The following is a 15,666-nucleotide window of genomic DNA, read 5'->3' on the forward strand; positions in this document are numbered from 1 at the left end:
ATTTCCTCCCGGAATGCAGGCCGGCGCGGAGCCGTCATCTTGTCTGCAAGTCACATTCAGATTATTGGTTATAACCAGAATGTCAAGCGGCGAACACGCCCTCTGTGCCGCACCAATGGAGGACAGGAAATTGCAGGATGCAGTGTACATCGTCGCCGCCAAACGCACGCCGATCGGCAAGCTCAACGGCGCCCTCGCCGGCCTTTCCGCGGCGGAACTGGGTGGGCGGCTCATTCAGGCGATGCTGGCCGAAACCGGGCTTGCACCTGAAGCCGTCAGCGAGGTGATCATGGGCCAGGTGCTGACCGGCGGCGCCGGGCAGAACCCGGCAAGACAGGCATCGCTCAGGGCCGGCCTGCCGGTCAGCGTACCCGCCATGACGATCAACAAGGTATGCGGCGCCGGCCAGAAATCGATCCATCTTGCCGCGCAGGCCATTCGCTGCGGCGACGCCGATTGCATCATCGCCGGCGGCCAGGACTCGATGACGTCTGCGCCGCATTTCATTCCAGGCATTCGCGGCGGCGTGCGGATGGGCGACCAGATAGTCAAGGATTCGATGATCACCGACGGGCTGTGGGACGCCTTCCATCAGATCCATATGGGCGTCACGGTCGAGTCTCTGGCGCAACGCTACCAGATCACGCGCGATGAGCAGGACCGTTTCGCGCTACGCTCGCAGGAGAATGCCGATGCCGCTATCCGCTCAGCAAGGTTCGACGACGAGGTTCTATCCGTCTCGATCAAGACCAGGCAAGGCGATGTCGTCATCGAGCGTGACGAGCATCCAAACCCCGCGACCACCCTCGAAGGACTAGCCCGGCTGAAGCCGGTGTTCGATCCGGCGGGGACAATCACAGCCGGCAACTCTTCCGGTCTCAATGACGGCGCGGCGGCGGTACTTGTGATATCGGAAGCGCGGATGAACGAGCTCGGGCTAAAGCCCCTCGCCCGCATCGCGTCCTATGCTTCGGCGGGGGTCGAGCCGATGGACATGGGGCTGGGGCCTGTCGCTGCCTCACGCCTTGCGCTTGAAAAGGCCGGCTGGCAGCCGTTCGACCTCGAGGTCATGGAGATCAACGAAGCCTTTGCCGCGCAGGCCATCGCGGTCAACCGCGAGATGGGCTGGAACGAGGAGATCATCAACATCAGCGGCGGCGCCATCGCGCTCGGCCATCCGCTGGCCGGATCCGGCTGCCGCATCGTGGTGACGCTGCTCCACGAGATGACGAGGCGCAACGCCCGCAAAGGCCTGGCCTCACTCTGCATCGGCGGCGGCCAGGGCGTGGCGATCTGTCTGGAGCGGTGAGCGGAGGCTCTGATCTGTTGGCGTCCGAGGGCTTTGCACAACGGGCTTGGCCACGCCAGCTCTAGTCTAAAGTTTCAAGATTCGACGAACGGCAGCTTTGAATCAACGGCAAAGCTCAACTCTACGCCCGACTTCGAGCGCAAAGCTGCCGTCGCGTCGTGGAAAACCTAGCGTTTCCAAATGTAGGGAACACGGTAACGCTTTAGCGATTCGACCCCTCCGACAACCTAATATCGCCTCAGGCGGCTCTGAGATCGCGAGGAAAATCGCTGGGGGGAAGTTTTGGTCGGAGAGGGGGTTCGAGTCCACGTTGTGGGCCCTCTCAAAAGAATGCAGCAGAATCAATTACTTAGATCGGTCTTTTGGTGGGCTCGGAGGGTGTCCTCAAACTGTTGATTTGATTTGCGTTTTCGTGGGCACAAGGCAGACATACTTCCCGTATCGTTCCGTATGGTTCCGCAGCCGTCGTCGGACGAAATCGCTATCTATGCCACCTTCACGCTAGATGCCGCACATCGGCACTGGGTAGGTCTCCACTGGGCCGATTGCCGACAGGCCGCTTTGGGCTGGGACACACGAGGGCGGACATTCAGGCCGTCGCGAACATCGTCGTGACCTGACCCATCTTGGACGTTAAGTCTGAGGCGCCTCGCTTGCGCGCTTATATCGATGCTGGGAATTCGATGCAGACACGAGGTTTCAAACTAGCATGTAAGCGCGCCCATCGATCATCGCTCGCTGACGGCACGGCGAACACAACCGAGGTGTTTCCATGGCCCGCGTCAAAGGTAAACGCTGGTTTATGTTTGACGGCAGAAATCCGACGGACAAGGACAACGGAAATTCGACGGGCTCGAACCTCGGCCCTTCGGAGGCAGAGGTCACAAGTCCGAATCTTGTCGGGTGCGCCAATAATTCAACAGATCATAAATTAAGAACGACAATCCGATCAGATTGATCTATTTTCGTTGCAGGCATGTTTCTGGCGTAACGGAGCGACGCTCGTGGCATCAATTCGCAAGCACGGAAGCAAGTACCATTCCGTGATCTATTTTTTACTTCTCGGTCGTTTTCGCGCCTGTGCCGGTGCGACCAGTCCCATACCGACCACCGGATTCTCTTTAGCGTAATCTTCAAGCTTCTTGGCAGTACTCAAAGACGCAGGCTGGTATTTGAACTCGCTCCGGGATGAATCTTTCGACCAGTAAGTTCGAAGCTTTGTGATCGCTTCGGAAAGGTTAGGCGACTTTCGTATGGCGTCATTCAGACCAGCTATCGCCGATTCTGAATCATATGCCCAAAAGGTCCTGTAATGATATCGGTGTCCAATTGACCAATACGTTCCCAAGTACCTCGCACCCTCAACCTTCTCCACGTTTTGCCGAATAAAAGCCTCGTTGTCTTCAAGGAATTGATGGAATGTCGGTACATCCTGGTAGGGGATGCCAAATGTCCACTCAATTAGAATACAACCCAGGGCATACGAGATTTCCGGCTCGCACGGTGTCAACGGCAGAACCCCATGCGTGCGAACTTCGGCGACGAGTGGCTGAACCGCCGGTGGCGGTGCAATGCCTTGCCGACGTACCAAACGCTTGACCTGTTCGATAGTCGGATTGCGTGCCACTAGCCAGTCCTCCTGATCGCTGAATGGTTTCTTCTGCGGCACATTCAAGCCGGTTCGACAAGCTCTATGAGGCCCTGCTGAATGAGATCCTCAATGCCCCGCCGCAGTTCAAGCCGTGCCACTTCGCGCGAGCGCGAAGGTTCAATTGTAGCAAAATAGCGACGTTCCAGCGACCTCCAATTTCGCCCGTCGCACAATTCCATTATAAGCCACGCAGACGCATTGAGGGTGTATAGCCTCGGGTTATCTGGCGTGAACACGATGCATACGCCCATCTCATCGACGGGGCGAATCCGCAGGTTTGCGACCTTTCGAAAGGAGACGCGACGGTAAGACACGTAAGTCGACTCCGTCATTCATTGTCGAGCAGAACGGATCAGGTGCCGCCCAACGACCATGAAAGGCATAGGCGGCCGAGCGGCAACCTCCGCGCGTTCCTTCAGTGGTGTCGCAGTCCGGGCACGACTTTTCGACCACACCGGAGCGCAGCTCTCGGTATAGGGAATGCTGCCAAGTGTCGAGGAACGGCACTTCCCGAATGTTGCCGTAATCGACGTACTCGCGCAGATAAGCGCAACCAATTGATCGGCCGAATGGATCTACCGCAGCAGCCTGCCAGCAGCAATTCCGGTCATTGGGATGCCACGACTTCATCACGGTAAGCTCAGGTGGTGGTGCAAGCGAGTTGAGCACAGCCATCTGCTCTTGCAGGGACATCGCCAACTCATCCCAGCGGGACTTAGCTCGTCCCAGAGGATAGAGGCGCAGAATTCCTGCGCGGGGAACGCCGAGCTCGTGTGCAAGCTCCAAATACTCTTGCAGTTCGTGCATATTTCTCCGGTTCAGGATCGTGAGCACATCAGTATCGATGCCAGCCTTGAGCAGGTAGCGAACCGCTTCGCAGGCTTTCTGGAAGCTCCCGCTAACTCCGGTGAAATAATCGTGCGTCTCGGCTCTCGCTCCCATCAGGTCAATGAGCACACGTCCTATGCCAATCTGCTTTAGGCGATGCGCCATCTCGCGATTGATGAGGGTTCCGTTGCTCCGCAACATGGTCATCATGCGGCGAGCGCAGTGTGCCAAAATTTGAAGAAAATCTTCCCGGAAAAGCGGTTCCCCACCTTCGAAATAAACGGAAATAAAATTATTGTTGACCAAGTAATCGAGAAATCCCAACCATTGATCAGTAGCGACTTCAGCAGACGCTTCGCAGGCCTGGCAATCCGCATAACAGTGCTTACACTCGAGATTGCACGTCTGAGTTATCGACAGTGTTATGCTTAGCGGTGATTTCAGGAAAGGTTGCAAGCTCAAGTCCTCCTCAGCAAGAGTAGCACCTCTCATTGGGAAATCCAATGCGCTGCCGGCAAGCGCTCAGCGCCTCGTTTTGCGTCAATCGGTACACCGAGCCTGGTTTCGGCTCGGAGTATGGTCCGAAATTCTTGAGGGTCGAGCCAGCCTTCGTAAGGAGCATGACGGAGGCAACGCAGCGGAAAACCCAGGGTGGCCTCGGGGTCGTTCCAAGGCCAGCAGACCTGCGTCGTGCCGTAGGGCTGAACCAGGATAGACGGTGCTGACGGCAGGTCGCGCGGGAGAAGTCGCCACGCAATTCCACGACGTAGAAGATCGCGTTGATGATTTCACGCGGCGACCAGGCGCGTGGTCGCGCGCGTTCACACGGTTCGGCATAAACGGCTCGGTCAGAGTCCATTCGGAGTTTCTAACGTAAGCCACCGCGGCTATGATGTCGCCGGATCCACATCGTGGTTCCAAGAAAGCTTTGACAACCTTTGGAGTCGCACGAACCCCGGCCAGAAACCCATTTCTCGGGACGAGCACTCACAGGTTTACAAGCTGGAGACGCTCCATATGCGATGTCCTCGGTGTCGGTTCGAGAACGGAGTTGGTATGCGGTTCTGCGGCAACTGCGGAGCACCGCTGACGAACGCACCTTCGCCTCTGTCCGACGACGCCGCACTCGCCTCCGCAGAGCGCAGGCAGATCACTGTCGTGTTTTGCGACATCGTCGGGTCAACTGCCTTATCGGAGCAACTCGACCCCGAGGATCTCCGCGACCTTTTTGCTACCTATCGATCCACTTGCGATGAGGTGGTCCGCCATTGCGGAGGGTGGATAGCTTCATACTTCGGGGACGGTCTTCTCATTTACTTCGGCTATCCCGGTGCAGGCGACGACGATCCGGTAATGGCTGTGCGCGCTGCGATTGAAATCATCTCGCGTTTCCAGCAACGTAGCGCTGAAATGGTCGATTGCGCTGGTGCCAGCTTGCAGGTTCGCATCGGCATCCATACCGGATTGGTGGTTGCTGGCGACCTCCCCAGCGGTTCTGACCGGGAGATCTACTCTATCGTCGGCGAGACTCCCAATGTGGCAGCTCGTCTGCAAGCGCTCGCTGCGCCCCAGACGGTACTCATCAGCGATGCCACATACGCCCTGATCAAGCATCGATTTGAATGTCGCGCCTTAGGAGAGCGCCATCTCAAAGGTATTTCGCGTCCGATACGGGTCTATGTACCGTTGGCTGAATCAGCCTTCACGTGGCAGGACGCATTTGCACTTCGGAACCTTACTCCGCTCGTTGGACGCACACGCGAGCTGGCACACCTCAGGGAGGGTTGGGAGCGCGTACTGCAGGGCAAGGGTCAAGTGGCGTTGATTTGCGGCGACCCGGGAATTGGCAAATCACGCCTCGTACACGCTTTTCACGCCAGCATAGCCGACGACCATTCCATGCTTGCGTGTAACTGCGTGCCGCATTCGTCCGACAGCGCGTTCCTCCCGATTATTGATTTGCTGCATCGGCATCTTGCAATTACCTCGTCGGATGGCGCGGCCGAAAGACTGGCGAAACTTGAAACGTCGCTAAAGCAGTCGCCATTTCGGGAAGAGGCGCTGCCCCTGATTGCTTCTCTGCTATCGCTCCCGGCTCCTGCAGGACTGGACACGACCAATCTGCCGCCTCAAAGGCGGCGGGAGAGGACGATTGAAATTCTGCTGACCTGGTTGCTTCGAGAGACGGAGCGTCGCCCGCTTATTTTTGTCGTAGAGGATCTCCATTGGGCCGATCCCTCAACGCTCGACGTCATCAAGCAACTTCTTCAGCTTGTTCCAACCGCGAAGTTATTTCTCCTCCTGACGTTTCGCCAGGAGTTCGTACAGCCTTGGATTGATCCTTCGTACGCGATGCGATTTACGCTTTCGCGCCTCTCCTCTGGTGACACCAACGAGATTATTGCCAACCTGACCAAGGGCACCGAGTTATCACCGGCGTTGCGCAGCCAGCTGATTGAACGGGCCGACGGTGTGCCGCTATTCGTGGAGGAATTAACGAAGACCGTTATCGAATCTGCGCAGGTCGGCGGTAGCGCGAAGGCTCCGGCCCTCCTCGACGAGGCTGCTATCCCTGTAACATTGCGCGACTCCCTGATGGCCCGACTAGATCGGCTGAATTCCATCAAAGCGACCGCGCAGATCGCAGCAACTCTTGGCCGCGAGTTTCCGTTCGAGTTGTTGAAGGCAGTCACGTTGGCGTCTGAGACAGAGCTGCTGAGCGCTCTATCCCAGCTGGTCGACCGTCAGATTCTGTTACAGCGTGGTATTGCTCCGCACGCTTCATATTCTTTCAAACATGCACTCATTCAGGAGGCAGCCTATCAATCCCTGCTTCGAAGCTCTCGGCGCCACTACCATCTGCGGGCCGCCGAGGCGCTGGTTGTCCGGTTCCCGGATTTGGCCGAGCGGCAACCAGAGCTGATAGCTGAGCATCTCAACCTTGCGGGGGATACAGAGCGAGCTATCAACTACTGGCAAACAGCCGGCGAACGAGCGCTGAGCCGCTATACAAACCCCGAGGCCGAAGCTCACTTCCGAAAAGCATTGGCTGCGATCATGAGCCTTCCTTCATCGCATCAGCGCCAGCAACAGGAGGCTTCGCTCTTGATCGGGCTTGGCACTGCGCTGACCTCGATCAGGGGTTGGGCCGCTTCGGAGGCTGAGCACATCTACGCCAGGGCGCGCTTTCTGTGCCAGACGATCGGAGACACCCCACAGCTCGCGGCTGCCCTCCGAGGTTTGCAGTCGTACTATCAGGTGCGAGGACCTGTTCAGGTGGCTCGAGAAATCGGTGAGCAACTCCTCGAAGTGGCGGACCGGGGTGATGATCGGTCAATCCGAGTCGAAGCGCGACGTGCTCTCGGCTGGTGTCTCTTCTGCCTCGGGGAATTCCCCGCAAGCAGAAGGCAGCTCGAGGCCGCGCTCGGCGGATACGATCGAGCATCGTCGCGCCGAAATATCCTGACATACGGATCCGATGCAGGTGTTGCTGGCCTTGCCAATCTTGCTTGGCTCGAATGGTGCGCGGGTAGCTCCGAGTACGCAGTTGAGCGAAGTCGCGAAGCAATCCGTCTGGCAGAAACGCTCGCGCATCCGCTCAGCCTCACCTACGCCCTCTGCATGTCGGCGGCCGTCCATCAAGGCCTCCGTCAGCCAGGAATAGCTGAGGAGCTTGCTGCGAGCACCGTTGCGATAGCTACCGAGAATAGCCTTTTGTACTGGATGTCCTGGGGCACCATTATTCGGGGCTGGGCGGTTGCCGAACAAGGCTCAACTGATGCGGGGATCAATATGTTGAACGAGGGAATCGAGGCGTACGCCGCGACAGGTGCGAAGCTGTTTCGCGGCTATGCGCTTGGCCTTCTCGCCGACGCCTGCGGTAAAGCAGGGAAGCCGCGTGAGGGGCTCCGCCATGTCAACGAAGCGGTCGTCAGCAGCACGGCCGTGAACGTGCACTTCTTCGACGCGGAACTCAACCGGATCAAAGCGGCTCTTCTTCTACAGTCGGGAAGCACTCGCAGGGCAGCCACTGAGGCGCTTGAACTCTCGGTAGAGACTGCTCGAAACCAGGGTGCGAAGATGCTCGAGCTTCGCGCCCTGAACGATCTGGAACAATTGCGCGGCCGAGCCGGTCCGTCCGCCTGACGATCGGACCGCGATCGCGACATTGCTGCCAGACCGCCCCGGTGTCAGCAACGCAGCCGGAAGCGCTGTATGTCCTCGGTCGTCGCGGGGTCGGGAGTCTGGCCAAGGAACGCGGCAAAGCGACGAACATGCCGAACTAGTAGTGCTGCGTATGCGGTCCCAGGCCCCGCATCAGCATGTCTTGCTGCATTCGCTGGGCGAAGCGGCGTGATCGGAGCATCGGTCGACAAGGTAGCCATGACAAGTTCCTCTCGTTGAAGGGAATTCCATGGTCAGATCGCAGGCTTTAACTGCTCAAGGCCTATGAATACGCGTCATCTCAGAACCACGCGACTCTCCCGCGAAGCGGGTTCGTACATGAGGCGCAAAGTTGCCGTTCGAGAGGCCAGGAGCGAGGCTGAATTTAGTATACCAACATATGCCCTACGCTTCGGTGGACTTCCTCCCTAGCCTTCCGATTCTGTGGCGCTTCCGCATTGCGGTGCGCGAGGTCTGGAGGATCAAATTGATCGCGAAGCCTATCAGAGATTTTTGCGACCGGATTCATAAAATCCGAGGGGTTCGAGTCCGCGTTTTGGGCCTGCTCGGAAAAACTTAATAATTTCAATAGTTTAATTGAGTATTCTGGTGGGCCCGGAGGATGTGTTCAAACTGTTGATTTCATCGCGTTTTTCGCGGACCCGTTTCAGATTTCTTCCCGTATCGTTCCGTATCGTTCCGGGCCCAATATGATCTCGAACTTCTGGGCTTCCCGTGCCTGCCTGCCTTCCGCTCCGCGGCGGTCGGTCGAGAACCGCGTCTGGCTTGCGGTTTTCAGGTGGCGTTCGATGCATTTCGTCGCTGACAGGCGCAGCCCGCTAGCGACAAATCTGATGATGGTGCCTGCATCCCCGCGCCTTCTCTTCTACGCGGCTGTCGGCAGTGGCTTTGCACGCTCGATCCGTGCACGATCGCGTGCCGAGTGCATCGCTTCCCACAAATCGTTTCGACGTTGGATGTTCAGCCAGAAGTCGGGACTGTTGCCAAAGACACGCGCAAGGATGAGTGCCGTTGCGGCCGTCACGTTGCGGCGGTCGTTGCAAAGCTCGTTCACATGCTTGCGCTGGACACCCATCGCCTCCGCCAGCGCGGCCTGCGTCAGCCCGAGCGGGCGCATGAACTCTTCCGTCAGGATCTCGCCGACCGTCGCCGGCTTGCGCTTCGTTATCAGCATGTTTCGCCTCACCTGTAACTGTGATCGTCGAGATAGAGATCGGACGCCTCGCCCCGTTCGCTATCCCAACGGAAAATCAGCCGCCATTGCTTGTTGACGCGGATCGAGTGGAAGCTCTGCAGATTCCCGCGCAACTTCTCGAAATGGTTGCTCGGGGGCACGCGCAAGTCCTGATCCGTCACCGCGTCGTCGATCATCTGGAGCTTGCGGAACAACCGGCTTTCGAGATCGGAGGGGATGTTACGTGATCTGACATCTTCCACGAAGAAGGCACGCAGCCAATCATCTCGAAATCCGACGATCATTCCCAATTCCAGTTTGTGTCAATGTACCGTGCTATGGTGCATTTTGCAATCTGTGTGTCCAATTGACGTCCCCGAGTCCTGACAGCCGACAAAGCCGTGACGCCTAGCAGGCGGCATAATTGGCTGAAAGTGAGGGAGGTAGATTCTCTCGAACGAGCAGAGAACCTCGCCAGCCTTGTGGGAGTATCCACAGGAGGCACACAGGGCTCCAAACACGCAGCGACCAAAGCGCATGCATTAGGCACATTGGTGCCGCGTTTGTCGAAGGCGATGCTCCAGGCTAGGCAGCCAAAATTGCATCGCGACAGCGATCAGTCCTTGGTGGGACTTCGGAGTTTTCACATGGGTGGGAGGGTGTCGAATGAATTCGAGCCAGCCAAAGCGATCGCGATGTTTAGCTTGACGTTCCCTTAGTCGATCATGCCAGCGACATCGCCGACACGGCCGTTGAGCATGGCGGCGGCAGCTGTGTTACGGATCGGCGACACGGTAGCGGTCCACTCGCTCGTCGCGATCGCTACAACTACTTCCGGCAGGCCTCAGCAGCCCCGTTAAGGCCATAAATCAAAACGATGCACGGAGGTTCGCCACCTCGGATTTAGCTAATCGAGGGAGAAATTGGTGCTAAATCATTGATAAAAAAAGACGATAATGGTGGGCCCGGAGGATGTTTGGAAACCGAGGTTAATCAACCAGTTACAACGCGGTGGGACCGTGCGGCATTCAAATCCGTTCCAATGCTTTTCAATGTTTTTGTCCCACTCAAAACGATTGCTTCGCCCTAATGCGCCTCGCTCAAAGGCGGTCCTGGATGGCGGGCGAGAAGCGCGTTTTCAGTGTTGCGTGAAGGTGATGATAGCGCCAGTGACGGCCCTTTAAGCCGAGCGTGGTGATGTCGTGAGTGGAGCCGACTGCAGCCCGTCCGGCTCTAGGGACATGGGCAGCGAGAGGGCGGTGGCCTCAATCCGCCTGGGACTCTGCCGAGGCGGAGATTTGAACCGCTCCGGCCCCCACCAAGTTGTTTGAAGAACCATGTGAACGGCGGCTGCCGCTGGCCACCGAGGCGTTCATCCTGATGCTTGTACCGGAAGGAGCGCGGGTAGAGCGACAGGGCTACTGCCCGCCGGGGCGGGGCTTTAGTGAAACATCTCGCCGTGAAGACGGTCGCCTGAAGGAGGAATAGCCTTGTGAAGGCTGCCCCATCAGCACATAGGTGAACACGCCCTTTGCGCTTGGCGGCAGACGACTCCTAGAAATAGCCGAGGATGGATTTGACCTCGAGATACTCCGACACGCCCTCGAGCCCGTACTCGCGCCCGTTTCCGGATTGCTTGAAGCCGCCAAAGGGCGCATGGGGGTCCCACGCCGGGTAGTTGAGATGCACTTGACCGGCGCGGATTCGGGACGCGACGTCCTTGACGACGACCATATCTTTGCCCTGCACATGCGCTCCGAGGCCATAGACGGTGTCGTTGGCGATGGTGACGGCCTCGTCTACTGTCTCGTAAGGGATGATGCAGAGAACCGGACCAAAGATCTCCTCCTGAGCAATCCGCATGTCCGTGCGCACCTCGGAAAAAATCGTCGGTTTGGCGAAGAACCCGGCCTTCAGACCGCCCGGACGACCCGGTCCGCCGGTGACGAGCTTCGCGCCTTCTGAAATGCCGACGCCGATCATGGTCTGGATGCGATCGAACTGGGCACGGTTGGCGATCGCACCATGGGTGGTGGTCTCCGCGAGCGGGTCGCCGACGACGATTTCATCCGTCACCCGCTTGGCAATCGACTCGATCTCGGCAAGCTGAGCGCGCGGCACGATCATGCGCGTCGGCGCACTGCACGACTGGCCGAGATTGCGGAAGGCAGCGGCTATGCCCAGAGAAACGGCGCCATCGAGATCGACGTCGGGCAGGATCACGTTCGGCGACTTGCCGCCGAGCTCCTGCGCGACACGCTTGACGGTGGGCGCTGCTGCCTGTGCCACCGCGATGCCGGCACGGGTAGAGCCAGTAATGGAGATCATGTCGACATCTGCATGGGACGCGAGCCCCGCACCCACCCCCGGACCGTCACCATTAACTAGGTTGAAGACACCGGCCGGGAAGCCGGCTTCCTCTATCGCCTCCGCGAAGAGCAGGGCATTCAGGGGCGACAATTCGCTCGGCTTCAGCACGACAGTGCAGCCTGCGGCAAGTGCTGGCGCGACCTTGGCGGTAATCTGGTAGAGTGGCCAGTTCCATGGAGTGATCAGCGCGCAGACACCCATCGGCTCGCGGGTGACCGCAGTGTGGCCCCGCTGCTCCACGAAGGGAAACGTTGTCAGGGCGTCGCGCGCGGTTTTCACATGGGCGATCGCCAGCGGCACCTGCGCGGTACGCGCATATCCGATCGCCGCGCCCATTTCGAGGCTCAGGCATTGTGCAATGAGTTCGCTGTGAGCTTCGAGCCGCGCTTGCAGGCGATCGAGCAGATCCGCGCGGTATTCCGGCCTGGTACGGCTCCAATTGAGGAACGCCCGGCGCGCCGCCGAAACGGCCACGCCCACGTCCTCGCCGTTTCCGAGCGGAAAATGGCACACTGCCTCCTCTGTCGCCGGATTGATCACAACGCCCCTGGCGGAGCCGCTTGGTTCTCGCCATTCGCCGCCAATGAAGAACCTGTCCAGGTGACCGTTCCGGGACAGGTGCTCAATGGGCACGGTCATGTCACGAGATCCTTTATTCGGTTGCACATGCCGCCATTGCGCCCGGATGCGGCGTTGCCGGCGGTATTGGGGCGGCCCGGGCGCCCTTCTTGGCGGGGGCCAGCGCCGGGGAGGACCCGGTCATGCCGCCACCCACTACGGCCACGTCTTAGCCGCCTTCTATGACTTCGGATGACCCGCGATCGAACGGCTGAGACGTGTCCAGCCAGTAGGAGGTAAGTTTCATTTTTCACCCCAAGGCGTCGGTTTGCATGGGCGCCATGCAAGCATGGAGATCGGAACGTCTACCAGCCGCGGATCCGCTCCCACCGCGCTTCAATCTTAGGGCACTCACCGTTGACGACGCTGTAGAAGTCATGCTGGGCGGCCATGGCGCAAGCGTGGTTGGGCAGGATCCGGATTCGCGTACCTACCGGCAGTTCAGGCATGCTCTTGCCGGAACCGCTGCGGATCGCGAGGATACCGTGCTCCTGGCTGGCCTGGACCACGATCACGTCTTCGAGCACCCGTCCCTTCTCGTCACAGACCATGCCGTAGCCCTGATCAACCTTTTGGTTGGCGGTGCCCCGGTCGCGGGAAAGCGCCATCCACCCCGCATCGACAAGCACCCAACCTTTTTCCGGCTTGGCGCCGATTACAGTAGCCAAAACTGAGATCGCGATATCGTCGATGACACAGACCCCGACGCCGTGCTGGACGAGGTCGAAGAACATGTAGACCCCGGCGCGCAACTCCGTGATGCCTTCCAGATTCTCGGCGAAATGTGCAGTCGGCGTCGAGCCGAGGCTGACGATCGGGCAGGCATGACCGTGCGCACGCAGGATTTCGGCGGCGTGCACGGTGGCCAAACGCTCGTTCGCTGCTGCCACCAGCAGCGCATCGGGCGTGCTCAAGCCATAGGACTCGCCCGCATGGGCGAGGACGCCTACGAGTTTAGCGCCCGCGGCGACGATCCTGTCGGCCACCTCGATCAGCTTGGGATCGTCCGGCTTCAATCCGCCGCGATGGTCATCGCAGTCGAGTTCGATGAAGACGGATGGCGTCACGCCGGTGGCCCCGCGCACGCCTGCCAAAGCCTCAGCCTGCTCCACGGTATCGAGCAGCAGCTTCAGGTCGATGCCCGTGCGGCGGCAAAGCTCCATGGCACGAATGGCCGAACCCGGCGAAAGGCCGACTGCATAAGTCATGTTCCGAAAGCCGTGACCCGCGAAGTATTCCGCCTCTGCTATGGTCGAGACGGTGATCGGGCCTGGTCCGTGGGGGAACGCGTGCCGGGCCACGTCGATACTCTTGGCCGTCTTCATATGCGGTCGTAGCACAACGCCAAGCTTTCTGGCGTGCTCGGCGAGACGCTGGACATTACACTCGAGCCGCCCTCGGTCCAGAAGCAGCGACGGGGTGACGAGCGCGTCGATCGTTCTGGCCGCCTCAGCGATTTTCACGTTAGTCCCCATTGCTCCCGTATCCCCCTCAACCGAACGACTGGTTTGCCAAGGCATAGATGCGGGCCGCCCCGTCGGAGACGGGTCGCTGCCCCTTGACCATGGCGGTCGCATCGCCGACCCGCGCGAGACCGAGATCCTCCAGCCAGTCGCCCAATCCGCGTTCGGCGTAGATATCGATGCGCACAAACTGCCCGTGGAGCCTCGCAAGTTGGGCCAGGATCAGGTCTCGCGCCCCCTCAGCATTTTCGGCCGCAACAGGGCCGATGACGTAGCCGCGCCCGAACCTCCTGGCGATGGCGTAGCCAGCAACCCCTCCTGCATGATCGATGACCACCACATTGCCGACATCGGCAAGCGCGGCCACCATCGACGACCGAGGCATGCCCGCAGCGCGTTCATCACAGGCCTGGATCGCCGAGAGGTCGAAGGCAGTCGCCGGACGGATGCCGTCGCGCCCGTTCGGCGGCATGGCGACTGTCAGCCGGCCCTGGTGCTGGAGCACGGTGCGCCAGGCGGTAAAGCCGCGCCGCTTGTAAAGTGCGAGCCCCTCTTCGGTTGAATTGAGAAGCACGCTGCGCCCGTCCGTTGCATGAAGTAACCCATCGAAGAGGCGCGAGCCGTACCCGCCGCCTTGTGCGGAGGCCGTGACGATGATCATGCCGGCGCTGGCGTAGGCCTCTCCATAGTTCCACCACATGGCGGTGCCGATGACCTCCCCTGCCCGCTCCAGCGCCAGGCCCTGGCCCACCATCGCGGCGAACTCCCAGTCCTCGCGGCGATAAGGCCATGCCATCTCCTGCGACAGTTTCAGCGCGCCCGGCACATGGCGGGATGCAAAGTTCATCATCTCGAGCGTGGGACTGAAAGTTTTTCCCGCGTATTCAATGGTCATAGGGAAACGCCGTCTCTTGGTCTGGGATCCAATTGAAGTGGGGTTTAGAGTCGCCTCCCGCGGGCGAATTTCCCTGCCGTTTTGCCCTCTCAAATCAGCGGTATTGTTTGTTTTAAGCGGCTTCTCGGCATGTCAAATCGTACGAAACGCGAGAGGTATATCCGTCAATGAATCGCCCCTTGTGGGCCTGCGGCCGGCGTACGCTTGATGCTCAGGAGGAAACCTGGATGATCTATATCAGCGAAGAGGAGTCCGCCGCCCTCGTCACGGATGAACTTGCTTTCGAGGCTGCGCGGGAGGCTCTCATTGCAGCAGCGTCGCCACAGAGCAGGATCTTTCCCGCTGTTCTCGGGCGCACGCGGGAGCCAACCAATACCTTCTCAATCAAATCCGGTTCGGCGGACCACCTGACCGGAGTGAAAATCGGCTCTTTCTGGAAGGACAACCCGGCACGTGGCCTTCCCCGCCACAACTCCACCATTGTCCTTCTCGATCCGCATACCGGCCGGCTCGGCGCCGTGATCGAGGCCGGGAAGGTCAATGCCTACAGGACGGCCGCCGCCGATGCGGTTGCGGCGGATAGTCTTGCGCGGAAGGGAGCCAAGGTTCTGGCGATGTTCGGCGCCGGCAACCAGGCGGGCTTCGAAGTGACGGCGCTGGCACGGATTCGCCCGATCGCAACCGTGCTGATCGTGGCCCAGCCTTCAGTACTACGCGATGCTTTTGTCGAGCATATCCGCGAAAGAGGCCTGGAGGCGCGCGCCGTATCGGCCGAGGAAGCCGTGCGTGCGGCCGACATTGTGGTGACAGCGACCCCGTCACGTGAACCGCTGTTCCAGGCCGATTGGGTCGGCCCTGGAACGCATGTCGCCAGCATGGGCTCGGATGCTCCGGGCAAGCACGAGTTGCCAGACGAATTGTTTCAAAAGGCGCGTTTGTTTTGTGATCTGCTTTCCCAGTCCGTCCAGATCGGCGAGTTCCAGCACGTGCGCGACGAGATTGACGCCGGCGTACTTGCTGTAACACCAATCGGCGACGTCATTGACAAACGTGCGCCCGGTCGCCGCTTCGACGATGAAATCACTGTCTTCGACAGTTCCGGTATCTCCCTGCAGGACCTCTACATGGCAGACGCGCTGATAAGCGCAAAGGCGGCCAACCGCTGATTCAACG

The 15,666-nt window shown here is 59.5% G+C and carries 11 protein-coding genes; 3 read left to right on the plus strand and 8 right to left on the minus strand.

What is annotated here, in order from left to right; genetic code table 11:
* Positions 1 to 130: 130 nt before the first annotated feature.
* Entirely contained in the window at positions 131 to 1,309 is a 1,179-nt protein-coding gene (locus tag LB533_RS14555; RefSeq protein ID WP_224677478.1) for an acetyl-CoA C-acetyltransferase, read from the plus strand.
* Between the two features lie 1,048 nt (positions 1,310 to 2,357).
* Here LB533_RS14555 and LB533_RS14560 read toward each other — a convergent pair.
* The 3 genes from LB533_RS14560 to LB533_RS14565 are packed head-to-tail and all read right to left on the minus strand — an operon-like array spanning position 2,358 to position 4,280.
* Positions 2,358 to 2,936 (minus strand): hypothetical protein, encoded by a 579-nt coding sequence (locus LB533_RS14560; RefSeq protein ID WP_140500865.1) that lies wholly within the window; start codon positions 2,934 to 2,936, stop codon positions 2,358 to 2,360.
* Positions 2,937 to 2,980: 44 nt separating this feature from the next.
* A complete protein-coding gene (locus tag LB533_RS30150; protein ID WP_411970888.1) occupies positions 2,981 to 3,292 on the minus strand; it encodes a PqqD family protein in 312 nt (103 codons plus the stop codon).
* Positions 3,213 to 4,280 carry a radical SAM protein gene (locus tag LB533_RS14565; RefSeq protein WP_224677479.1) on the minus strand — a complete coding sequence of 356 codons (1,068 nt, stop codon included), beginning with the start codon at positions 4,278 to 4,280 and terminating at the stop codon, positions 3,213 to 3,215. Before LB533_RS14565 ends, LB533_RS30150 begins: the two co-directional genes overlap by 80 nt.
* A 564-nt stretch (positions 4,281 to 4,844) precedes the next feature.
* On the opposite strand from LB533_RS14565, the gene LB533_RS14570 reads away from it, so the two are divergent.
* Positions 4,845 to 7,934, plus strand: a complete 3,090-nt coding sequence (locus tag LB533_RS14570; protein WP_224677480.1) for an ATP-binding protein — start codon at positions 4,845 to 4,847, stop codon at positions 7,932 to 7,934.
* Positions 7,935 to 8,838: 904 nt separating this feature from the next.
* Here the strand turns inward: LB533_RS14570 and LB533_RS14575 are convergent.
* The 5 genes from LB533_RS14575 to LB533_RS14595 all read right to left on the minus strand — a co-directional run bounded on the left by LB533_RS14575 (position 8,839) and on the right by LB533_RS14595 (position 14,493).
* On the minus strand, positions 8,839 to 9,147 hold the full coding sequence (locus LB533_RS14575; RefSeq protein WP_224677481.1) for a HigA family addiction module antitoxin: 309 nt from the start codon (positions 9,145 to 9,147) through the stop codon (positions 8,839 to 8,841).
* Positions 9,148 to 9,155: 8 nt separating this feature from the next.
* A complete protein-coding gene (locus LB533_RS14580) occupies positions 9,156 to 9,452 on the minus strand; it encodes a type II toxin-antitoxin system RelE/ParE family toxin (RefSeq protein ID WP_224677482.1) in 297 nt (98 codons plus the stop codon).
* A gap of 1,249 nt (positions 9,453 to 10,701) precedes the next feature.
* The gene (locus LB533_RS14585; RefSeq protein ID WP_224677483.1) at positions 10,702 to 12,156 is read right to left on the minus strand and encodes an aldehyde dehydrogenase family protein; all 1,455 of its coding nucleotides are present in this window, start codon (positions 12,154 to 12,156) and stop codon (positions 10,702 to 10,704) included.
* 284 nt (positions 12,157 to 12,440) lie between these two features.
* On the minus strand, positions 12,441 to 13,610 hold the full coding sequence (locus tag LB533_RS14590) for an alanine racemase (RefSeq protein WP_224677484.1): 1,170 nt from the start codon (positions 13,608 to 13,610) through the stop codon (positions 12,441 to 12,443).
* 16 nt (positions 13,611 to 13,626) lie between these two features.
* Complete coding sequence (locus tag LB533_RS14595) at positions 13,627 to 14,493, minus strand: GNAT family N-acetyltransferase (RefSeq protein ID WP_224677485.1); 867 nt, start codon at positions 14,491 to 14,493, stop codon at positions 13,627 to 13,629.
* 227 nt (positions 14,494 to 14,720) lie between these two features.
* On the opposite strand from LB533_RS14595, the gene LB533_RS14600 reads away from it, so the two are divergent.
* Positions 14,721 to 15,659: an ornithine cyclodeaminase family protein gene (locus LB533_RS14600; protein WP_224677486.1), complete on the plus strand. Its 939-nt coding sequence runs from the start codon at positions 14,721 to 14,723 to the stop codon at positions 15,657 to 15,659.
* Positions 15,660 to 15,666: the final 7 nt, after the last annotated feature.

Origin of the sequence: Mesorhizobium sp. BR1-1-13 (assembly GCF_020165515.1) — a bacterium.
Classification (GTDB): Bacteria; Pseudomonadota; Alphaproteobacteria; order Rhizobiales; family Rhizobiaceae; genus Mesorhizobium.